This is a genomic window from Aeromonas sp. MTB, from assembly GCF_056632455.1.
Window position 1 is genome coordinate 134,687 of the sequence record NZ_CP147026.1, and the last position, 20,423, is coordinate 155,109.

General features: G+C 60.3%; 18 protein-coding genes. 8 read left to right on the top strand and 10 right to left on the bottom strand.

Annotation, left to right across the window (positions count from 1 at the left end; genetic code table 11):
* The first annotated feature begins 24 nt into the window (after window positions 1-24).
* From mglA to WBR25_RS00620, 3 genes are read left to right on the top strand one after another with little or no spacing between them, the layout of a single operon-like run.
* Window positions 25-1,545, top strand: coding sequence for a galactose/methyl galactoside ABC transporter ATP-binding protein MglA (gene mglA, locus WBR25_RS00610; protein ID WP_245132753.1), 1,521 nt, complete (start codon window positions 25-27; stop codon window positions 1,543-1,545).
* Between the two features lie 16 nt (window positions 1,546-1,561).
* The gene (gene mglC, locus WBR25_RS00615) at window positions 1,562-2,572 is read left to right on the top strand and encodes a galactose/methyl galactoside ABC transporter permease MglC (RefSeq protein WP_005342585.1); all 1,011 of its coding nucleotides are present in this window, start codon (window positions 1,562-1,564) and stop codon (window positions 2,570-2,572) included.
* A 51-nt stretch (window positions 2,573-2,623) separates the two neighbouring features.
* Window positions 2,624-4,357 (top strand): methyl-accepting chemotaxis protein, encoded by a 1,734-nt coding sequence (locus WBR25_RS00620; RefSeq protein ID WP_479749255.1) that lies wholly within the window; start codon window positions 2,624-2,626, stop codon window positions 4,355-4,357.
* A gap of 67 nt (window positions 4,358-4,424) precedes the next feature.
* Here WBR25_RS00620 and trmA read toward each other — a convergent pair whose 3' ends face one another.
* Complete coding sequence (gene trmA, locus WBR25_RS00625) at window positions 4,425-5,558, bottom strand: tRNA (uridine(54)-C5)-methyltransferase TrmA (protein WP_479749256.1); 1,134 nt, start codon at window positions 5,556-5,558, stop codon at window positions 4,425-4,427.
* Window positions 5,559-5,728: 170 nt separating this feature from the next.
* On the opposite strand from trmA, the gene WBR25_RS00630 reads away from it, so the two are divergent.
* Both WBR25_RS00630 and WBR25_RS00635 read left to right on the top strand, forming a co-directional pair.
* Window positions 5,729-6,871: a DUF5610 domain-containing protein gene (locus tag WBR25_RS00630; RefSeq protein WP_479749257.1), complete on the top strand. Its 1,143-nt coding sequence runs from the start codon at window positions 5,729-5,731 to the stop codon at window positions 6,869-6,871.
* A gap of 89 nt (window positions 6,872-6,960) precedes the next feature.
* Window positions 6,961-7,494 (top strand): ATP--cob(I)alamin adenosyltransferase, encoded by a 534-nt coding sequence (locus WBR25_RS00635; RefSeq protein ID WP_479749258.1) that lies wholly within the window; start codon window positions 6,961-6,963, stop codon window positions 7,492-7,494.
* Window positions 7,495-7,593: 99 nt separating this feature from the next.
* On the opposite strand, the gene malZ is transcribed toward WBR25_RS00635, so the two are convergent.
* From malZ to WBR25_RS00680, 9 genes are all read right to left on the bottom strand, one after another.
* Entirely contained in the window at window positions 7,594-9,423 is a 1,830-nt protein-coding gene (malZ, locus tag WBR25_RS00640; protein WP_144715689.1) for a maltodextrin glucosidase, read from the bottom strand.
* Between the two features lie 5 nt (window positions 9,424-9,428).
* A complete protein-coding gene (locus WBR25_RS00645) occupies window positions 9,429-10,259 on the bottom strand; it encodes an HDOD domain-containing protein (RefSeq protein WP_075116200.1) in 831 nt (276 codons plus the stop codon).
* 88 nt (window positions 10,260-10,347) lie between these two features.
* On the bottom strand, window positions 10,348-10,764 hold the full coding sequence (locus tag WBR25_RS00650) for an META domain-containing protein (protein ID WP_201990881.1): 417 nt from the start codon (window positions 10,762-10,764) through the stop codon (window positions 10,348-10,350).
* Window positions 10,765-10,929: 165 nt separating this feature from the next.
* The gene (gene yegD, locus WBR25_RS00655; protein WP_064339148.1) at window positions 10,930-12,291 is read right to left on the bottom strand and encodes a molecular chaperone; all 1,362 of its coding nucleotides are present in this window, start codon (window positions 12,289-12,291) and stop codon (window positions 10,930-10,932) included.
* A gap of 92 nt (window positions 12,292-12,383) precedes the next feature.
* Complete coding sequence (locus tag WBR25_RS00660; RefSeq protein WP_005340720.1) at window positions 12,384-13,373, bottom strand: 2-hydroxyacid dehydrogenase; 990 nt, start codon at window positions 13,371-13,373, stop codon at window positions 12,384-12,386.
* 74 nt (window positions 13,374-13,447) lie between these two features.
* Entirely contained in the window at window positions 13,448-13,942 is a 495-nt protein-coding gene (locus WBR25_RS00665) for a CreA family protein (protein WP_042054253.1), read from the bottom strand.
* Window positions 13,943-13,968: 26 nt separating this feature from the next.
* On the bottom strand, window positions 13,969-14,415 hold the full coding sequence (locus WBR25_RS00670) for an Mpo1 family 2-hydroxy fatty acid dioxygenase (RefSeq protein ID WP_479749259.1): 447 nt from the start codon (window positions 14,413-14,415) through the stop codon (window positions 13,969-13,971).
* A 62-nt stretch (window positions 14,416-14,477) separates the two neighbouring features.
* Window positions 14,478-15,335 carry a type 2 periplasmic-binding domain-containing protein gene (locus WBR25_RS00675; protein ID WP_042081792.1) on the bottom strand — a complete coding sequence of 286 codons (858 nt, stop codon included), beginning with the start codon at window positions 15,333-15,335 and terminating at the stop codon, window positions 14,478-14,480.
* Window positions 15,336-15,482: 147 nt separating this feature from the next.
* The gene (locus tag WBR25_RS00680; RefSeq protein ID WP_005356952.1) at window positions 15,483-15,869 is read right to left on the bottom strand and encodes a TraR/DksA family transcriptional regulator; all 387 of its coding nucleotides are present in this window, start codon (window positions 15,867-15,869) and stop codon (window positions 15,483-15,485) included.
* Between the two features lie 480 nt (window positions 15,870-16,349).
* On the opposite strand from WBR25_RS00680, the gene WBR25_RS00685 reads away from it, so the two are divergent.
* The 3 genes from WBR25_RS00685 (at window position 16,350) to WBR25_RS00695 (ending at window position 20,367) form a co-directional block, all read left to right on the top strand.
* Window positions 16,350-17,681, top strand: coding sequence for a glutamine synthetase family protein (locus WBR25_RS00685; protein ID WP_479749260.1), 1,332 nt, complete (start codon window positions 16,350-16,352; stop codon window positions 17,679-17,681).
* A gap of 173 nt (window positions 17,682-17,854) precedes the next feature.
* Window positions 17,855-19,216 carry an aspartate aminotransferase family protein gene (locus tag WBR25_RS00690; RefSeq protein WP_005355478.1) on the top strand — a complete coding sequence of 454 codons (1,362 nt, stop codon included), beginning with the start codon at window positions 17,855-17,857 and terminating at the stop codon, window positions 19,214-19,216.
* Between the two features lie 53 nt (window positions 19,217-19,269).
* The gene (locus WBR25_RS00695; RefSeq protein WP_005340709.1) at window positions 19,270-20,367 is read left to right on the top strand and encodes an extracellular solute-binding protein; all 1,098 of its coding nucleotides are present in this window, start codon (window positions 19,270-19,272) and stop codon (window positions 20,365-20,367) included.
* Window positions 20,368-20,423 lie beyond the last annotated feature (56 nt).

Consider the following 20,423-nt stretch of genomic DNA (forward strand, 5'->3'; position numbering starts at 1 on the left):
TTGCCCTTTTTTCAACCAGATGTGATGGCTGATATGACAACACAGCAACAATCAGAATGGCTGTTGGAGATGATTGACGTCAGTAAGAGCTTTCCCGGCGTCAAGGCACTCGATAATGTCAATTTACGGGTCCGTCCTCATTCTGTGCATGCGTTGATGGGCGAGAACGGAGCGGGAAAATCCACACTGCTCAAGTGCCTGTTCGGCATTTACGAGAAGGATCAGGGCAAGATCTTCTTCAAGGGGCAGGAGATCAACTTCACCTCCTCGAAAGAGGCGCTGGAAAATGGCGTCTCCATGGTGCATCAGGAGCTCAACCTGGTGCTGCAGCGTACCGTGATGGACAACATGTGGCTCGGCCGCTACCCCACCAAGGGGTGGTTTATCGACCACGGCAAGATGTATGACGACACCAAGCGCATCTTCGATGAGCTGGATATCGACATCGACCCCAAAGTGAAGGTCGCGACCCTGTCGGTCTCCCAGATGCAGATGATCGAGATCGCCAAGGCGTTCTCCTACGATGCCAAGATCGTCATCATGGACGAACCCACCTCCTCGCTGACCGAGAAAGAGGTGAATCACCTCTTCAAGATCATCAACAAGTTAAAGGAGAAGGGGTGCGGCATCGTCTACATCTCTCACAAGATGGAGGAGATCTTCCAGCTCTGTGACGAGATCACCATATTGCGGGATGGCCAGTGGGTGGCAACCCAGCCGCTCAAGGGCATGACCATGGATCAGATCATCGGGATGATGGTCGGCCGTGAACTGACCCAGCGCTTCCCTGAAAAAACCAACCAGCCGAAAGAGGTGATCCTCGAGATCGAACACCTGACGGCGAAGAACCAGCCCTCCATTCAGGATGTGACCTTCAACCTGCACAAGGGGGAGATCCTCGGCATCGCCGGACTGGTGGGGGCCAAGCGCACCGATATCGTTGAGACCCTGTTCGGCATTCGCGATCGCAGCCAGGGCAGCATCAAGCTGCACGGCAAAGAGGTGGCCAACCACAACGCTCACGAAGCGATACGCAACGGCTTTGCGCTGGTGACCGAGGAGCGCCGCTCCACCGGTATCTACTCCCGTCTCGATATCGCCTTCAACTCCCTGATCGCCAACATGGACAACTACAAGGGCTCCATGGGGCTGCTCAGCGACAACAAGATGAAGAGCGATACCCAGTGGGTGATCGACTCCATGCGGGTCAAGACGCCGACCCAGCAGACCCAGATCGGTTCCCTCTCCGGGGGCAACCAGCAGAAGGTGATCATCGGTCGCTGGCTGCTGACCCAGCCGGAGATCCTGATGCTCGACGAGCCCACCCGCGGCATCGACGTCGGGGCCAAGTTCGAGATCTATCAGCTCATTCTGGAGCTGGCGAAGAAGGACAAGGGGATCATCATCATCTCGTCAGAGATGCCGGAATTGCTGGGGATCACCGACCGCATCATGGTGATGAGCAATGGCCGGGTCGCCGGGATCGTCAATACCAAAGAAACTGACCAGAGCGAGATACTGCGCCTGGCATCTCTGTACCTCTAGAGACAGGAAGACATTTATGGAGTCGGCTAAAAATTTCAATCTGATGCAGGCGCTCAAGGAAAACGCCATCTATCTGGTGCTGCTGGTGTTGCTCATGGTCATCGTGATCCAGGAGCCCTCCTTCCTGAGCCTCACCAACTTCAGCAACATCCTGACCCAGTCCTCGGTGCGGGTCATCATAGCGCTGGGGGTGGCGGGTATCATCATCACTCAGGGGACGGATCTCTCGGCCGGTCGTCAGGTCGGTCTGGCGGCACTCATAGCGGCAACCATGTTGCAGGCGCTGACCAACGTCAACAAGGTGTTCCCGACGCTGGGGGAGGTGCCCATTCCTGCGGTGATCCTGCTGGTGTGTGTGGTGGGGGCGCTGATTGGTCTGGTCAACGGTCTGATCGTGGCCTACCTGAACGTTACCCCGTTCATTACCACCCTGGGCACCATGATCATCGTCTACGGTATCAACTCCCTCTACTTTGACTCGGTGGGTGCTTCGCCGGTGGCCGGGTTTGACCCTCGCTTCTCCAGCTTCGCCCAAGGGTTTATCCGGATAGGAGGATTCAAGCTCTCGTATCTCACCTTCTATGCGGCCATCGCCAGCGTGTTCGTCTGGGTGCTGTGGAACAAGACCCGCTTTGGCAAAAACATCTTCGCCATCGGCGGTAACCCTGAGGCTGCCAAGGTCTCCGGCGTCAACGTGGCAGTCAATCTGGTGATGATCTATGCGCTGGCAGGGGTCTTCTACGCCTTCGGCGGCATGCTGGAAGCGGGCCGGATCGGTAGCGCCACCAACAACCTCGGCTTCATGTACGAGCTGGATGCCATCGCGGCGTGCGTGGTGGGCGGCGTGTCGTTTGCCGGCGGGGTGGGAACGGTCGCGGGTGTGATTACCGGCGTACTTATCTTCACCCTGATCAACTATGGCTTGACCTATATCGGCGTCAGCCCTTACTGGCAGTTCATCATCAAGGGCGGCATCATCATTCTGGCGGTGGCCCTGGACTCCATGAAGTACGCCAAGAAGAAATAACGATTGGCAGGGAGGGTTGGCGTTGCCAGCCCTCTCTTCTGGAGGGAACCCATGCCATTCAAGGTCAAGATTTACCTCTTGCTGCTCCTGGCCATTCTGGTCACCATCGGCACCGCCGGACTCAGCGTGAATCACTTCATCAGTGGCTACATTCGCACTCAGGCAACCCACAACATCAACGAGCAGATCACTCTGGTCAAAGAGAAGCTGGCCAGCGACATCAATCAGAAGATCCTGTTGGCCGCCAACCTCAACTTCGGGGTGACCAACGTCAAGAAGACCCTGCAAGAGACCGGCTTTCACAACATCGTCAAGGTGATCGGCGACATGGCCTTCGACGTGAGCGGGGTCATCAACGACAACGCCAAGGTCGATGCCCTGCGCAAGCTGATCCCCGCCGCCAACAACCAGATCACCGTCAGCCCGCTGCAACAGGTGGATGGCAAGCCGGTCATCACCATTCTGGTGCCGCGCGGCGCCGATTCCGCCTATCTCTACTACCTCGACATGAGCGAGTTCAAGAGCCTGCTGGAGAAGATGAGTGGCGATGGCCGCTACTTCTCGCTGGCCGACAGTCAGGGCAACAGCCTCTATGACAGCAAGCCGCAGGGGGAGAGCGAAGCGCGCCCCAACCAGCTGGATATTCGTGGCAGCAGCTGGACGCTGACCGGCTACATCGACCTCGATTACATCCGTGCCATGACCCGGGCCCTCAACGGCCAGATCATCATGGCGCTGTGCGGCGTGGCGATCGTGGTGATGGTGCTGGCAATGCTGGCGCTCAACGTGGCCTATCGCCCCATCCTCTCGCTGCGGGATCTGGTGCTGGAGCTCTCTCGCGGCAGCGGCGATCTCACCCGCCGGTTGACGGTAACCAGCAAGGATGATCTGGGCCAGATCTCGGCCGGCATCAACCGCTTTATCGAGCGGTTGCAGGAGATGATGGGGGAGGTGCGGCAGGCGAGCGGCCAGCTCAACAGCGGCATCGAGGGGTTGGCCAGCCAGACCGGCGCCGCCCAGTCCCTGCTGGCGGATCATGTACGCGAGACCGAGCAGGTGGTGACCGCCATCAACGAGATGAGCCGCACCGCGGTCTCCGTCTCCGAGAGTGCGGCCAGCACCGCCCGGCTCACCGGCCAGAGCCAGCAACTGGCGAGCCAGTCCCGTCAGGTGGTGGATCAGGCCATGGCCAGCGTGATGGCGCTGGTGGACGAAGTGGAAGCCACTGCCCGCTCCATCGAGGCGATGCAGCAGGATGTGCAGCAGATTGGCTCTGTGCTGGGGGTGATCGGCAGCATTGCCGAACAGACCAACCTGCTGGCCCTCAACGCCGCCATCGAGGCGGCCCGCGCTGGTGAACAGGGGCGTGGCTTTGCGGTGGTGGCGGACGAGGTGCGTTCCCTCGCGGCCCGCACCCAGCAGAGCACAGCCGAGATCCAGACCATGCTGGCCAGTCTGCAGCGGGGCACCCGCACCGTGGTGGATGCCATGGGCAACACCAAGCAGAGCTGTCAGGGGGCTGCCGAGAACACCACCAGGGTCAACGAGTCGCTGGATCTGATGGCAGGGGAAGTTGTGGAGATCAACGATCTCATCAGCCATATCGCCACGGCGGCGGAGCAGCAGAGCGCGGTGGCCGAAGAGATCAATCGCAACATGAGCGCCATCGCCGAGGTGATCCGCCAGCTGACCCACAATGGCGAAGCGACGGTCGCCAGCTCCGCGGCGATGCAACAGACCTACGACCGGCTGCGGGAGATCGTGGGTCACTTCCGGCTGGAGTGAGGCCGGTGTTCAGTCAATAACAAAACAGGGCCATCCGGCCCTGTTGTTGTTTTTCCGTCTGCCTGAATCAACCGGCCTTGCGGCGCAGATAGACCCCGGCTTCCATGTGATGGGTCCAGGGGAACTGGTCGAACAGGGCGAAACGGGCGATCTCGTGGGTTTCGCCCAACACTGCCATGTTGGCCTGCAGGGTTTCTGGGTTGCAGGAGATGTAGAGGATGTTGTCGTACTCCTGCACCAGCTTGACGGTGGCATCGTCGAGACCGGCGCGGGGCGGGTCAACGAAGATGGTGTTGCACTGGTAGCTCTTGAGGTCGACCCCCTTGAGGCGGTTGAACTCCCGCTCGCCACGCATCGCCATGGTGAACTCCTCGGCTGACATGCGCAGGATGATCAGGTTGTCGACGCCGTTGGCGGCGATGTTGAACTGGGCGGAGTCGACGCTCGGCTTGGCGATTTCGGTGGCCAGCACCTTGCGGAAGTTCTGCGCCAGCGCGATGGAGAAGTTGCCGTTGCCGCAATAGAGCTCCAGCAGGTCCCCTTCGCTCCCCTTGGTCACATCCAGCGCCCAGGCCAGCATCTGCTCGTTGATGGCGGCGTTGGGCTGGGTGAAGCTGTTCTCCACCTGCTTGTAGATGAGCTGGCGACCCGCCACGTTTAGCTGTTCGATGACGAAGTCATCCCCCAGACAGATCTTCTGCTTGTGGGCGCGGCCAATCAGCTGTAGCTCGAACCCCTTGGCGCGCAGATCGGCCTGCAGCGCTTCGGCGGCTTGTTGCCATTCAGCCTCCAGCTTGCGGTGATAGAGCAGGCTGACAATGATCTGGCCGGACTGGGTGGAGAGGTAGTCGATCTGGAACAGCTTGCGGCGCAGCACCGGGTTTGGGCGCAGCCCCTCCAGCAGCAGCGGCATCAACTGGTTGATGAGGCGGCTGGCGGTAGGGAAGTGGTCTATCTTGATGATCTCTTTGGTCGCCGGGGCATACATGCAGTGGAAGAGGTCATCCCCTTCGTGCCAGATGCGAAATTCGGCGCGCATCCGGTAGTACTCCGCCGGTGAGCTGTGCACTTCCAGCACCGGGAGGGTGAAGCCGGCAAACAGCTCGGTGAGGCGAGCGCGCTTTTCGTCGAGTTGGGCCTGATAGTCGGCCGCGGTTCTAGGCGCCGGAGCGTTCGCGGAAGGCTGTTGGGATTGGGTCATAAATACCTCACATGCACACCGGCCGGGCCGGGTCGAAATCGGGGGAAGGCAACAGGCCACCCAAAGGGGCCCGATTTTAAAAGCCAGCGGCAGATTGTCCAGCATTTTGTGGTCAAGAAGTGTTCAGTCAGGCCGATAGCTGATCTACAGGCATGGTGGGAGGACACATTATGCAGATCGAAGGCGTGGGCGCAGCCCAACCCAAGGGAGTGGGTGTTTCTCCCAAATCGCCCCAACCGGCGGAGCAGAAACAGGTCAAGAGCGAGGAGGAGGTCTCCTTGCACAAGCCGCCCAAATGGGCGCAGGTGCTGATCCAGCAGGCGTTGCAGTTCTCGCTGGAGATCAACGGCCAGGGCTATCAGGCGCCGAAGGTGAAAGAGCCCGAAGAGATCACCCCTGAGACCCTGTTTGACTTCCAGTCGGTGGCGGATAACGTGCTGCAGTTCGTGACCGGGCGGCTTGGTGCCGCGCGAGCCGATGGCAAATCCGACGACGACCTGACCGGGATGATGGAGCAGGCCCGCAAGGGGGTCGACAAGGGCTTTGACGAGGCGAAGAAGCAGCTCGGCAAGTGGGCGACTGACAACGAGGATATCAAAACCGGTATCGATCAGAGCTACAAGCTGATCCAGAAAGGGCTCGAGGAGTTCGAGAAGGAGTTTTTCGGCAAGGTTTCCCCGACCGACATGGGACAGGCCGAGATGGCCAGCCGCCAGCAGGGGTATCTGGAGATCCAGACCAAGGATGGCGACAAGGTAGTGCTGCGATTCAACGACAGCTGGCAGACCAAGTCCCAGAGCAGCGAGAGCGGCAGCCAGTTCAGCCTCAAGTCGAGCCAGAGCTTCAGCTTCTCGCTGGAGGGGGATCTCAGCAGCGACGAGATGGAGTCCATCGGCAAGTTGGTCAAAGGGATCGACGAGCTGGCGGGGAGCTTCTTCTCCGGCAACTTCGAGGATCTGCTGGACAAGGCGGGCGAGCTGAAACTGGATGACAGCCAGTTGGCCTCCTACTCCCTCAAGCTCAAGCAGAGCGTCAAGCTGAGCCAGACCTATCAGGGGGCGCACTCCCTGCAGGATCTGATCAAGCCGTTTGCCGACTATCTGCCGAAGCTGGATCAGGTGCAGAAACAGGCGGATAGCCTGCTGCCACCATCCCAACAACAGGCGCTGACCCCGGCCGTGTTGGCGGCGAGAGGGGAAGGGGAACCTGCACAGGCCGATCGCTTCACCAGCTTCAACCAGCGGATGCTGGAGGCGCTGCGGATGATCAACCAGTTCCAGCCATCCACCGAGCCCGCCAGTAAGAACGCCTGAGCCACAGCGCGTAACGCAAGTAATTAGCTGCCGTTTGCCAGCCCTTCCCGGGGCTGGCAAACTGGCCTTTTCTCCAATCCGGTTGCCCCATGAACCCCAAGAAGCCAAGAGACAAGCGCGAGCTCTGCTACCCCTTTATCTTCGAAACCTCGCTCAAATGTGATTTTGAAATCGCCACCGACGAGCTCTGCTGTCAGGTCGGGGCCGTGCTGTCACACCTTGCGCCGGATGCCGATACCGAGCCCATGCTGGCGGACCTCGCGGCGTTGCAGCGGCTTATCTACAACCTAAACGGCTCGGTACGCGGCAAGCTGGGGATCTTCGATGCAGACCTTGAGTGGCTCAAGGCCCGTTACGACCACTACAACGAGGCGAGTCGCGGCAGCGTCACCGGTTTCGTGTTGCCACAGGGGCCACAGCCCATTCCCACCCTCCATCTGTGCCGCTGCGGCAGCAAGAAGGTGGTGCGGCTGCTGGTCCGGCTGGAAGAGAGCGGGGTGGCCTTCGATCCCATTCTCTATCGCTTCGTCAACCTGTTGGCCAACTTCTTCTTCGTGCTCACCGTCTACCTCAAGCAGTGCTGGCAGGTGCCGGAAGTGCCCTACGTCAGCATCAACTACTGATGGCGACAGGCAAAGAGCCAAACGCCATGGTGGATTGAACGGAATAAAAAACCGGAGCCTTGGGCTCCGGTTTTGCTTTTCAGCGCGTCAGTTGCCCGCTCAGCTGGAGATCAGCACCCGGGCCGAGTTGGCAGGGATGGTGAGCTGCACCTCGCCCTGCACCACTTCAAACTTCTCGCCGTTGAAGGCGTCGGTGAAGCGGCTGGCCGGGCTCGCGGTCTGCCACAGGGGCAGGCTGATGGTGCGCGGCTCGCTCGGGTGGCGGTTGCAGGCCACCACCACCTGATCGCTCTGCAGGGTGCGGGCAAACACATAGCTGTGGGGGCCGGCATAGAGGGTCTGGATATCGCCACGGCGCAGAGAGGGGCGTTGGCGGCGGATCTGGATCAGCCGACGATAGTGGTCGTGCAGCACATGATCCCAGTCTGTGGTATCCCACGGGAAGCAGCGGCGGCAGTCCGGGTCGTTGCCGCCGGATAGCCCCACTTCATCGCCGTAGTAGATGGAGGGTACACCGATATAGGTGAGCAGCAGGGTAGCGGCCAGCTGCATCCGCTGTTTGTCCTCTCCCAGCAGATGGAGGAAACGAGCGGTGTCGTGGCTGTCCAGCAGGTTGAACTGGGCCAGCTGGTTCTTGAACGGGATGTGGGCCCGCGCCAGCTTGAGCCAGCGATCCAGCTCTTCGGCGCTGATCTTGATGGGGTGGTAGGCGATATCCTGCCCCGCCAGGAAGGCGCGGACCGGGTGGGCGAAGCCATAGTAGTTCATGGCACCATCCTCCTGATCCCCTTGCAGCCACTGGCTCGCCTCGAAGAAGTGCTCACCCAGCACGTAGGCGTCCGGGTTCTCCTGCTTCACCGCCCCGCGAATGGCGCGCACGTGACCACTGTTGCCCTCGGCGGTGCCGCGCTCACCCAGCATGTGGATGACGTCAAAGCGCCAGCCATCGATCTGGTAGGGGGCACGCATCCAGTAACGGAGGATGGCGTCGTCGGCCCGATAGACGGCGTCTTGTACCTTCTCGCAGGAGAAGTCGAGCTTGGGCAGGCTGCGAATGCCCTTCCAGCTGACGTAATCCCCTTCTTTGTCAAAGGTGTAGAAGCTGCGCCACGGGGAGTCCGGGTTGCTCTGGGCTCCCAGTGGCGGGCAGAACCAGGGGTGCTCGGTAGAGGTGTGGTTGACCACCGCATCGAGGATGATCTTCATGCCGCGCTGGTGCAGGTTGCGGGTCAGCTCGGCGAACTGCTCGTTGCTGCCGAGGTGGGCGTCCACCTTGAAGTAGTCCTGGGTGTCGTACTTGTGGTTGCTCGGCGAATCGAAGATGGGGTTGAGGTAGAGCGCCGTCACCCCGAGAGATTGCAGGTAGTGGAGCTTGGCATCGATGCCTGCCAGATCGCCGCCGTAAAATTCGCAGGCGCCGTGGCCCTCTTCGTGGCGACTGACCGGCTCGCCCCACGCCTTGCTGATCACCGCTTTGCCACGGTACTCGTACTCGTGATGCTTGACGCTCAGCGACGGATCGCCGTTGCAGAAACGGTCGGGGAAGATCTGGTAGAACACCTGATCCTGCACCCAGGCCGGTGGCTGGTGCAGGCTGTTGAAGCGAAAATGTTGCTCCCGTGGCGGCATGGACGCGCTGACGCCCGCCCCGTGCAGCCACCACTGCTCCTCGTCGGTGAGGCACTTGAAGCTGTAGAGGTGGATATCCTGTCCCTTGATGAGCGGCAGGGTCGCCTGCCATACCTGCAGCCGATCGCGGGTGGAGACTGCCGTCATCGGGATCAGGTACTCCTCGTTATCCGGCTCGTGGCGCAGCCATACCTCGCGGATCGGCGCATCCAGCTCGCTAAAGAGGGTCAATTGCAGTGCGTCGGCGCTCTCTTTGAACCAGGGCGCCACCTGGGGATGAAACAGAAACGGATGGGTCATGATGCTTATTGAGTCAGAAGATCGGCGAGGGCATTACCCTGTTCATGCAGTGTTTCGAGCTGGCCTGCCAGCGACTTGGGATCCAGTCCCAACTGGTCGGCGAGCGGTTTGGGGAAGCGTGCGATGATGGCCTGGGCAGGCACGCCCGCGTTCCAGGCGAAGGAGATAAACACGGCGAGGCGGATCAGCACCGCCTCCTTGCTGACCGGATCGTGGGAGAGCGGGTCAAGCTGTTGGGAGATAGCATCGACGAAGGCCTCGGAGAGGTTCCAGCGCCGCGCCAGCTCGGCGCCGAGCTGGGCATAGTCGTAGCCCAGCATCTCCCGCTGGGCCTCGACTCGGCTGCTGCCGTTCTGGATCGCCATGTTGATGAGCTCGGCCTCTTCCGGCAAGGTGCTTTGAATAAGCAGCTCGCCGATGTTGTGGATCAGAGCGCAGGTAAAGGCGGTCTCGGGATCCATCACCTTGGCCTCCTGTGCCAAGGTTCGGGCTATGGTGGCGACTTGGAAGGTCTCGGTCCAGAACTTGTTCTTGTCGAAGCTGGGCGGGGCCTTGAAGGTGCCGATGATGCCGGAAGCGACCACCACGGAGCGCAGCCGGTTGAAGCCGAGCCGGATCACCGCCTGTTCGATGGAGGTCACTTCATTGCCCCGGCGCAGGGCGGCCGAGTTGGCCATCCGCAGCACCTTGACGCTGATCACCTGATCCATGGCGATCTTGGCCGCAATCTCGTCGATGCGGGCATTCTCGTCGTTGAAGCTCTGCATCAACTCGTGCAGCAGCTTGGGAATAGTGGGGAGTTGTTTGATCTTGTCAAACAGGCGATCCATCGACATGGCTGAGGCAGCCTCCGTTGCGAACTCTGCCTCATATTGTGCCACAGCCGGACAACATGTTCCTGTTTGTGATGCGGCTTTGTGAGCGCTAGAACACCCAGTCGCGCAAGGTGTATTCCAAACGGTGCTGTTTGCCCTGCAGGATCAGGTTCTGACTGGTGCCGCTCAAGGTCGCCCCCTCGGTAAGGGTGGTCAGTACGGCCTGCTCTATGGTGTCCAGCGGCGGCATACAGGCCATTTCGGTGCTGCCCAGACTGGTGACCCACAGCTTGTCATCTTCCAGATGGCCCTGACCGAAGTAGCGGTTGCAACCGGCGATGCCGTTGACGGTGAAGTGCTCGCCGATCTCGAAATCGGGGGGATTGTCGCGGGGGGCCTTGATCGGTTCGCCATCCAGTTTGCTCAGTACCCAGTGGTGGTGTTGCAGATCTTGCTGAACAAAGACGGTCGAGCTGCAGCCAGCGAGCAGTAACAGGGGGATCAGCAAAAAGGGCAATCTGGGCATGAGGGGGCTCCGGTTGGGGGAGCGTCAAGAATACCCTTTTTGGGCACTCGGGAGCAGGGCGGGAGAGGGGACGACCGACCGCTTCTGTCGCCCCTTGTCCCGCGCGACTGTCGCTTAATGGCAACACCCTGGTGATGTTGCCATCGATTTACGCTATCTCAGGGCTCAGTTGGCGAACAGCCGCTCGGCATAACGGGCAAGACCCGCGGCCACCGAGCCGAAGTCATCGCCACCCTCAAGCGGGATGGAGGGGAGCTTCTGGCGGATAAAGCTGGCGATCAGCGGTGAGCGGGCGCTACCACCGGTGACAAAGATGCGATCCGGCTGCACACCGGCGGCGGCAATCGCTTCGTCCATCAGCTCGCCAATCTTCTCTAGCAGCAGGGCCGAAGCGTTGGCCAGCTGTTCGCGGGTCAGCTCCGCTTCCAGCCCTTTTTCCAGCTCGGCCAGCGACTGGCGATTGAGCTCCTGCTCCGAGAGGGCGATCTTGCCCTGCTCGGCACGCCACACCAGCTGGTGGCTCAGCTTGTGGGCCCGCAGGCTGGCCAGACGCCCCAGCTTGCTACCGGGCTGGCTGTCGAGCTGCAGATCCTGCAGCTGGCGGGCGGTGTCGAGGCTGTAGAAGCGGCTCTGGGCGCTGACGTCGTTGATGGCGGCCGCATCCCAGAACAGCGGGTGGGGCAGCGGCTTGCCGGTCTTGAGGGTCTCGTGCATGCCGAGCAGCGGCATCATCCCCTCCACCGTCAGGCGGATATCGAAGTCGTTGCCGCCGATCCGCTGGCCGCTGTGGCCGAGCAGATCGCCGCTGCGATCCAGCTGATCGCGGTAGCTGGGGCCCATCCGCAGCATGGAGCAGTCGGTGGTACCGCCGCCGATATCCACCACCAGTACCACGGCGTCTTCGGTGAGGCGCGCCTCGAATTCAAACCCGGCGGCCACCGGCTCATAGAGGAACTCCACCTGCTCGAAACCGGCCAGACGGGCCGCCTCGGTCAGGATGGCAATAGCTTGCTGGTTGCTCTCTTCCCCTGCCAGACCCTGGAAGTTGACCGGACGGCCGATCACCGCCTGGCGGATCGGGGCTCCGAGCTGCTGTTCCGCCTGCTGGCGAACGTGGAGCATCATGGCGCAGACGATATCTTCAAACAGGGCGATCTGGGGGGCCTTGAGGCCATAGGCGCCGAGGAAGGATTTCGGCGACTTGATGTAGTAGCCGTCGTCCGGCTCTTCCAGATAGCGCTCCAGCGCGGCACCGCCAAAGCTCAGCTCGTCGATCAGTCCCTCTTCGCGCATCTGGCGGCGAACCATCTGGGCACGGGTGACCACGGGGCCACGCAGCTTGAGGTACTCCGCCTGCTGGGCGGGGGCCAGCCCTTCGGCCAACAGACCGGCGATAGCATCCCGGTGGGGGGCATGCAGGGTGGAGGGGAGATAGCGGGATGCACCAAGATTCAGCAGCCTGGGGCTACCTTGTTCCATCACGGCCACGGCACAGTTGGAGGTGCCGTAATCAAATCCGATAAACATGGGCGCCAGACTCCTGAATAAAAAAGGGGGGCTAGCCTACCCGAAGGCGCCGGGTCTCACAACCCGGCGCGTGATGAAGAGAGGGCGAGCCCTTATTCCACTTCGTTGTCGCAGCGGCCCTGGCTCTCGATGGCGCGGATATTGCCAAGAGTGGTATCGGCGATGGCGTGCAGCGCCTCGCGGGTCAGGAACGCCTGATGGCCGGTGAACAGCACGTTGTGGCAGGCAGACAGGCGGCGGAACACGTCATCGGTGATCACCTCGTTGGACTTGTCGGAGAAGAAGAGATCCTCTTCCTCTTCGTAGACATCCAGCCCCAGCGCGCCGATACGGGAGGTCTTGAGCGCCTCGATGGCGGCGTTGGAGTCGAGCAGGCCGCCACGGCTGGTGTTGATGATCATCACCCCGTCCTTCATCTTGGCAAATGCCTCCTTGTTCAACAGGTGGTAGTTCTCTTTAAACAGCGGGCAGTGCAGGCTGATGATGTCGGATTGGCGGAACAGGGTATCGAGATCCACGTACTCGGCACCCAGCTCGATGGCTGCCGGATTCTGGTAAGGATCGTTGACCAGCAGGCGAACCCCGAAGCCCTTGAGGATGCGCAGGGCGGCCAGACCGATCTTGCCGGTACCGATGACGCCAACGGTCTTGCCATGCATGTTGAAGCCGACCAGCCCTTCCAGCGAGAAGTTGGCATCGCGGGTGCGCTGATAAGCCTTATGGATGCGGCGGTTGAGGCACATCATCATGCCGACAGCATGCTCGGCGGTCGCCTCGGGGGAGTAGGCGGGCACTCGCACCACTTTCAGCCCCAGCTCTTTGGCAGCGGCCAGATCCACGTTGTTGTAACCGGCGCAGCGCAGGGCAATCACCTGGGTGCCGTTGGCAGCCAGTTCGGTCAATACTTCGCGGTCGGCATCGTCATTGACGAACAGACACACCACCGGGAAGCCGTGAGCCAGTCGGGCCGTTTTGGCCTCCAGCCGCACATCGAAAAACTCCAGATCGAAGCCGTACTGGCTGTTGGCCTGGTTGAAATGCTCTTTGTCATAGCTCTTGGTACTGAATACGGCGACTTTCATGGTATGTGCTCCGCAGCGTGTGTGTCGTCAAATTACAACAAAATGGGTCAGCTATCACCGGACAAACCGGCTGGTTATTGTCCCCACGGCATAATGGGAACGGCGCTGACTGCACTCTTGTACGAACCATCCACCAGTTTGGTGCTGTAGGTCAGGTAAACCAGTGCATTGCGTTTCTTGTCGTAAAAACGCACCACTTTCTGCTCCTTGAACACCAGCGAGGTGCTGACATCGAACACCTCTTCTCCCGCCTTCAGCTTTTCGGGCAGGGTGATGGGGCCGATCTGGTGGCACGACAGGGAGGCGTGGGAGGGATCTTCCGCCAGTCCCAGCCCGCCTTTTACACCACCGGTCTTGGGGCGCGCCAGATAGCAGGCGACGCCGTCGATGCGCGGGTCGTCGAACGCCTCCACCAGGATCTTGTGGTTGGGGCCAAACAGCTTGAAGGCGGTGCTCACTTCACCGACCGGGTCGGCCTTGTCGGCCAGCGCCGGGTCAGCAAACAGGGCCCCCAGCAGCAGGGGCAGGGCGCGGCGCAGGGCATTATGTCGCGTGTGGTTATGTGTCATGGTCTCTCCTGTTGGCCCGGCACTCCTCAATAGGGAATGCCCAGGCGACGATAGAGGCTGGCAAGCACCCAGGCGGGGCCTATCAGCAGAAATTGCAGGTCGGCGAGGAAGGAGGGGCGCTTGCCCTCGATCTTGTGGCCGACAAACTGGGCTATCCAGAGCAGCACGAACGCTGCCACGGCGGGCCACAACAGCGGCCCCTGCCACTGGTGGCAGATCCACAGTCCCAGGGCGGTCAGCCCGGCCATCCACGCGAACAGCGAAAACGACAGCTGCAGATAGAACAGCAGCACCGGAATGGCTGCCACTGCCGCCCAGTTGAGGGGCTCTGGCAAGGGCCCGTGTGGCAGACACCAGAGTAGCGCCAGCGAGCAGAGATAGATGCCCGGCACCGCCAGCTTGTGGATGGCGACGTTGACCGGATGGCGATGACTCTGGCCGTACTGCGCAAACCACTCCTGGATTCCCTTCATGACACCTCCCTGGCGCACTGTGTTCTCGCTGCCCGACCCTCATTGTCAGGCGCTCGGGATGCTTATCCCTGCGGTGGATACTCCCAATATTGGGCCGGAATGGATTTTAGCAACGGGGTCATGTCCGGATTGGGCAGGGCGATGGTGACCCGCTGATCGAGGTTGGCGCTGGCGAGCGCTTCGCGGATCTTGGGGTTGTCATTGAAGAACTTCATAAAACTGCCATCGGCATAGGCCCGCTCCAGCCCGGTCTGAATCGCCTTGGCCAGCTTGGGGTATTCGGGGCTGACGAAGAAGAACTGGGCGAAGGGGTAGCGGATCAGCAGATGCTGCTCGATAGCGAGGTTGGGATACTGCGCCACCAGCTCGCTGCGCTCGGCGAAGATCTCCACCAGGGCGCGCGGGAAGAAGTCGATCTTGTCGCCGTCGTTGATAAGGCGAAACAGGCTGCTGTATCGGCCGGAGAAGGTCGGGATACCGGCATTTTCTAGAATTTTGTTATCGGCCCAACCGACCCCTTGCGCCGCTTTCAGCTGTTTGAGGTCGGCCAGGGTATTGATCTGGTTGAACTTCTCTTGGGCATCTGCGTGGATGAAGGACAGTCGCAATCCTTCCAGCCCGCGAAACAGCGGAATGGGGACGGCAATCAGGGAGGATTCGAGTGCGCTGGAGGTGCCCATCCAGAAGACGTTGATGGTCTTGCCCTTGCTCAGCTGCTGCTGGAGGGTGAACTGGTTGAGGTCGAGTTCGACAGGCTGGATGCGAAAGGGTTGCCCGGAGCGGGTCAGGGCCAGTTCCAGCAGCTTGTACTGGTACTCCTGGTCAAGATTGTTGACGGGACGGCTGGGGACCTTGACCGTCAGAACCTGTGCTTGTGCCAGCAGTGGCAGGCACAAACACAGCTTGATGAGCCATTTCACTCTCTGTTCTCCTGTAGATTCCGGAAGGTGTCCGGAGTCTAACAGAACTTGTCACCATCTTGCTGCGAGGCGTTGTGCAAGGTTTGAGCGCGGTGCCCTGCCTTGCTGGCGTCTGTTGCACCAGAATGGTGACGGTTCTTCGAAGAATCAGGCGACGCGACGGAACACGTGGGTATCGTTAAATTCCTTGGTGCTCTGGCATTCGACGCAGAAACGGGATTCCGGACGGGCATGCAGCCGCTTGAGGGAGATCTCGTCACCGCAAGATTCGCAGTAACCAAAATCCCCTTCACTGATGCGCTTCAATGCGCCCCGCAGCTTGCGCAGGTGCAGCTTGTCGTGTTCGATGCGGTTCAGCTCCAGACGGCGGGCTTCCTCGATACTGGCACGGTCAATTTCATCAGCCATCTCGTTGGTGTCGGTGGCGATGGCCTGGCTGGCCTGGGAGTTCAGGCGCTCTTCGAGCTCGACGATCTGTCGCTCGATCTGCCCCTTGTAAAAGGCCAGTTGGTCTTCAGTCATGAAATCACACATACGATTAACTACCAGTCAGTTTACTAACCCAATTATCCCTGTTTATGGGGGCTGTCTGCCTACAGACCAAGCCCTTGTATCCCGATTTGCACCTGTTTCATGCAAGAGAGTGCAAATCAGGGCGGGCCTTGTACCAAAAAAATGCAGCCAAGCAAAGCAAATAGGATAAGGATTGTGCGCCCTTGCAAAAAAATGGTCCGTTCCTGCGGGGGATTGGTCGGGATCTGGCGCCTGCTTCACCCTCTGTTGGCATCGCCTTTGCGACGATGAGAAGGGTGGGCTTCGTACGGATTTGAGTGTTTAGTATTTGGTGCCGCCTTGGTCATTATATGCGCCGTTATTTATAGTTTTTTAAACACGCCCGCTTGACATTGCCCTTGATGGCGGGCTTTTATGGTGATGTTGATTACAATTTTATAACAAGGGTGTTCCATATATTAGACACCCTTGCCAATGGCAACCGTAAAGTCGGGGTTTAACATGGACAGTATCAAAGGCTGGATGGAGAGCAATCGCATCACGGAAGTGGAGTGCCTGTTCCCGGATTTCACCGGCAACGCCCGGGGCAAGATCATCCCAGCCAACAAGTTTTTGCGTGAAGGGGGCATGCGTCTGCCCGAGGTGATTTTCACCCAGACGGTGACCGGCGAATATCCGGATGACGACAGCATGATCGACCCGCTGGAGCGGGACATGCAGCTCTATCCCGACCCCAACACCATCCGTTTTGTCCCCTGGGCGCTGGAGCCCACTGCCCAGGTGATCCACGACTGTTTCGACGTCAACGGCAAGCTGATCGACATCGCGCCGCGCTCCGTGCTGCGTCGGGTTCTGTCATCTTACGAGAAGCAGGGCTGGAAGCCGGTGGTGGCGCCCGAGCTGGAATTCTATCTGGTCACCCGTAACGAAGACCCCGATTATCCGCTGGTGCCGCCGGTGGGTCGCAACGGCCGCCCGGAGACCGCCCGCCAGTCGTTCAGCATCGATGCGGTCAACGAGTTCGACCCCATCTTTGAAGACATGTATGACTACTGTGAGGCGCAGGAACTGGAAGTGGACACCCTGATCCACGAGTCGGGCGCCGCCCAGATGGAGATCAACTTCCTGCATGGTGATGCCATCGATCTGGCGGATCAGGTGTTCCTGTTCAAGCGTACCATGCGTGAGGCAGCTCACCGCCACGGCATCTATGCCACCTTTATGGCCAAGCCGATGAGCGACGAACCGGGGTCGGCCATGCACATCCACCAGAGTCTGGAAGATGTGAACGGCCACAACCTGTTCGGCACTCCGAATGGCGGCAACAGCGAACAGTTCATGCACTTCATTGCCGGTTTGCAGAAATACACCCCGGCGGTGACCGCCCTTCTGGCCCCCAACGTCAACTCCTACCGCCGCCTCACCTTTGGCGAGAGCGCGCCGCGCAACGTCCAGTGGGGTGTCGAGAACCGCACCTGCGGCCTGCGGGTGCCCTTCTCCGACCCGAGCGCACGGCGGGTGGAGAACCGCTTCGCCGGTGCCGATGCCAACCCCTATCTGGCGCTGGCCGCCACTCTGGCCTGTGGCTATCTCGGCATGATGGAGAAGCTGGAGCCGCTGCCGGAGATGAAGTCGAGCGCCTATGACCTGCCCTACAGCCTGCCCCGCTCGCTGGAGGAGGCACTCAGCCATCTCGAACAGTGCGAGCCCATCAAGGAGATGCTGGGTGAGCGCTTCACCCGCGCCTTCGTCGCGGTCAAACGCAAAGAGTACGAGACCTACTTCGGGGTGATCAGCCGCTGGGAGCGGGAGTTCCTGCTGCTGAACGTTTGATCCCCCTGTAACGGGGAGGCCGGAGTCGGCCTCCCCGGTCCCTGTATCGAAGAGACCGGAACGTGAGTCAGGTGGCGGCAGCCACCTGTGAGTAGTTGTGGCCGAAAGAGCGCTGCCACCTGAACTGATTAACGACTGAATCTTGCTAAATCGAAGGAACCGAGGAGCAACAAATGCAGCAGACAACCCGTGAGTGGCAACAACTGGATGCCAGCCACCACCTGCACCCCTTTACCGACTTTCAGGCCCTGAACAAGAAGGGCTCGCGCATCATTACCAAAGCCAGCGGTGTCTATCTGGAAGATTCCGAGGGCAAACGCATTCTCGACGGCATGGCGGGCCTGTGGTGCGTCAATATGGGCTATGGCCGCCAGGAGCTGGTGGATGCCGCTACCCGCCAGATGCAGCAGTTGCCCTACTACAACCTCTTCTTCCAGACCGCTCACCCGCCGGTGATCGAGCTGGCGACCCTGCTGGCCGAGGTGACGCCAGCCCATCTCAACCACGTCTTCTTCACCGGCTCCGGCTCCGAGTGCAACGATACCGTGCTGCGGATGGTGCGCCACTACTGGGCCAGCAAGGGGCTGCCTGACAAACAGGTGATCATCAGTCGCCACAACGCCTATCACGGATCCACCGTGGCGGGGGCGAGTCTGGGTGGCATGAAGGGGATGCATGCCCAGGGTGGTCTGCCCATTCCCGGCATAGTGCACATCGATCAGCCCTACCACTTCGGTGAGGGGCAGGGGATGAGCGCCCACGAGTTCGGGCTGGAGCGGGCCCGTCAGCTGGAGCAGAAGATTCTGGAGCTGGGGGTGGACAAGGTGGCTGCCTTTATCGGCGAGCCGATCCAGGGGGCGGGCGGCGTCATCATTCCGCCTGACAGCTACTGGCCGGAGATCCAGCGCATCTGCGATCACTACGGCATCCTGCTGATCGCCGACGAGGTGATCTGCGGCTTTGGCCGCACCGGCCACTGGTTTGCCAGCGAAGGGTTTGGCATCAAGCCGGATCTGATGTGTCTGGCCAAAGGGATCACCTCCGGTTATCTGCCGCTCGGCGCCGTAATGGTGAGCGACCGGGTTGCCAAGGGGCTGGTGGAGGAGGGGGGCGAGTTCAACCACGGCTTCACCTACTCGGGTCATCCGGTCTCCTGCGCCGTGGCGGTGGCCAATATCCAGCTTATGCAGAAAGAGAGCATAGTTAAGCGAGTGCATGATACTATCGGCCCCTATTTGCAGCGCCGCTGGGCGGAGCTGGCCGATCATCCTCTGGTGGGAGAAACCCGAGGCAAAGGATTGGTCGCCGCGCTGGAAATCGTTGAGGACAAGCAGACCAACCGGCGTTTTCCGGCTCAGGCAAATGCGGGGATGACTTGCCGGGAGTTCTGCTTTAACAATGGCTTGGTGATGAGGGCGGTAGGCGATACCATGATCATATCGCCCCCCTTGGTCATCACCGAGGAACAGGTTGATGAATTGGTCGATCTGGCCAGGCGCAGTCTGGATCTGACAGCCGCAAAGCTGAAGGGTTGAGGCGGGTCGGGCAGGTTGGCATGCGCATACAATTTGCTTAGGAGACAAGGATGATGTCTTTCAAAACAGGAGTGATCGCTGCCTCTGTGGCTCTGGTCATGGCAAGTGCCGGAGCAATGGCTGAAGAGAAGGTGCTGCACGTCTACAACTGGAGCGACTACATAGCGCCGGATACCCTGGATAACTTCCAGAAGGAGACGGGGATCAAGGTGGTTTATGACGTGTTCGACAGTAACGAGGTACTGGAAGCCAAGTTGCTGGCGGGTAGTTCGGGCTACGACATCGTGGTGCCATCCAACCCCTTCCTGGCCAAGCAGATCAAGGCGGGCGTGTTCCAGAAACTGGACAAGTCCAAGCTCTCCAACTGGCAAAACATGGATGTCGACCTGCTCAAGGCGCTCGAGCCGAGCGATCCGGGCAACCAGTACTCCATCCCCTATCTGTGGGGCACCATCGGCTATGCCTACAACGCCGAGAAGGTGAAGGCAGTGCTGGGGGCCGATGCCCCGGTCAACTCTTGGGATCTGGTGTTCAAGCCGGAGAACATGGCCAAGTTGAAAGAGTGTGGCGTCTCCTTCCTCGATTCACCGACCGAAATGCTGCCGGCTGCCCTGCAATATCTGGGCTTCAAACCGGATAGCCAGAAACCGGCCGAGCTGAAGAAGGCTGAGGAGCTGTTCCTCTCCATCCGTCCCTATACCGCCTATTTCCACTCCTCCAAGTACATCTCGGATCTGGCCAATGGCAACCTCTGCGTCGCGGTCGGTTACTCCGGTGACTTGCAGCAGTCCAAGGCGCGGGCAGCCGAGGCCAAGAATGGCGTCGCGCTCACCTACACCATTCCGAAAGAGGGGGCAGGCAGCTTCTTTGACATGATCGCCATTCCGGCGGATGCCAAGAACGTCGAGGCGGCCCACACCTTCATCAACTACCTGATGAAGCCCGAGGTGATCGCCAACATCACCAACGTGGTGCAGTTCCCGAACGGCAACAAGGCGGCGACCCCGCTGGTGGATGAGGCGATCCGCACCGATCCGGGTATCTACCCCGATGCGGCGACCCTGCAGAAGATTTACACCTTCCCGGATCTGCCGGCCAAGGTGCAGCGTCTGATGACCCGCAGCTGGACCAAGATCAAGTCCGGCAAGTAAGTAACGAATGCCCCTCCCGGTCCGCAGTTCGGCCGGGAGGGTAGTGATGCCATCCA

Excerpts from the sequence above, each read along its gene's own strand:
- WBR25_RS00670 (WP_479749259.1), bottom strand. The coding sequence starts at position 14,415 with ATGAAGGGAATCCAGGAGTGGTTTGCGCAGTACGGCCAGAGTCATCGC.
- WBR25_RS00620 (WP_479749255.1), top strand. The coding sequence starts at position 2,624 with ATGCCATTCAAGGTCAAGATTTACCTCTTGCTGCTCCTGGCCATTCTG.
- WBR25_RS00660 (WP_005340720.1), bottom strand. The coding sequence starts at position 13,373 with ATGAAAGTCGCCGTATTCAGTACCAAGAGCTATGACAAAGAGCATTTC.
- WBR25_RS00690 (WP_005355478.1), top strand. The coding sequence starts at position 17,855 with ATGCAGCAGACAACCCGTGAGTGGCAACAACTGGATGCCAGCCACCAC.
- WBR25_RS00635 (WP_479749258.1), top strand. The coding sequence starts at position 6,961 with ATGAACCCCAAGAAGCCAAGAGACAAGCGCGAGCTCTGCTACCCCTTT.
- WBR25_RS00665 (WP_042054253.1), bottom strand. The coding sequence starts at position 13,942 with ATGACACATAACCACACGCGACATAATGCCCTGCGCCGCGCCCTGCCC.
- trmA (WP_479749256.1), bottom strand. The coding sequence starts at position 5,558 with ATGACCCAATCCCAACAGCCTTCCGCGAACGCTCCGGCGCCTAGAACC.
- WBR25_RS00695 (WP_005340709.1), top strand. The coding sequence starts at position 19,270 with ATGTCTTTCAAAACAGGAGTGATCGCTGCCTCTGTGGCTCTGGTCATG.
- yegD (WP_064339148.1), bottom strand. The coding sequence starts at position 12,291 with ATGTTTATCGGATTTGATTACGGCACCTCCAACTGTGCCGTGGCCGTG.
- WBR25_RS00685 (WP_479749260.1), top strand. The coding sequence starts at position 16,350 with ATGGACAGTATCAAAGGCTGGATGGAGAGCAATCGCATCACGGAAGTG.
- mglC (WP_005342585.1), top strand. The coding sequence starts at position 1,562 with ATGGAGTCGGCTAAAAATTTCAATCTGATGCAGGCGCTCAAGGAAAAC.
- WBR25_RS00680 (WP_005356952.1), bottom strand. The coding sequence starts at position 15,869 with ATGTGTGATTTCATGACTGAAGACCAACTGGCCTTTTACAAGGGGCAG.
- WBR25_RS00645 (WP_075116200.1), bottom strand. The coding sequence starts at position 10,259 with ATGTCGATGGATCGCCTGTTTGACAAGATCAAACAACTCCCCACTATT.
- malZ (WP_144715689.1), bottom strand. The coding sequence starts at position 9,423 with ATGACCCATCCGTTTCTGTTTCATCCCCAGGTGGCGCCCTGGTTCAAA.
- WBR25_RS00630 (WP_479749257.1), top strand. The coding sequence starts at position 5,729 with ATGCAGATCGAAGGCGTGGGCGCAGCCCAACCCAAGGGAGTGGGTGTT.
- WBR25_RS00650 (WP_201990881.1), bottom strand. The coding sequence starts at position 10,764 with ATGCCCAGATTGCCCTTTTTGCTGATCCCCCTGTTACTGCTCGCTGGC.
- mglA (WP_245132753.1), top strand. The coding sequence starts at position 25 with ATGGCTGATATGACAACACAGCAACAATCAGAATGGCTGTTGGAGATG.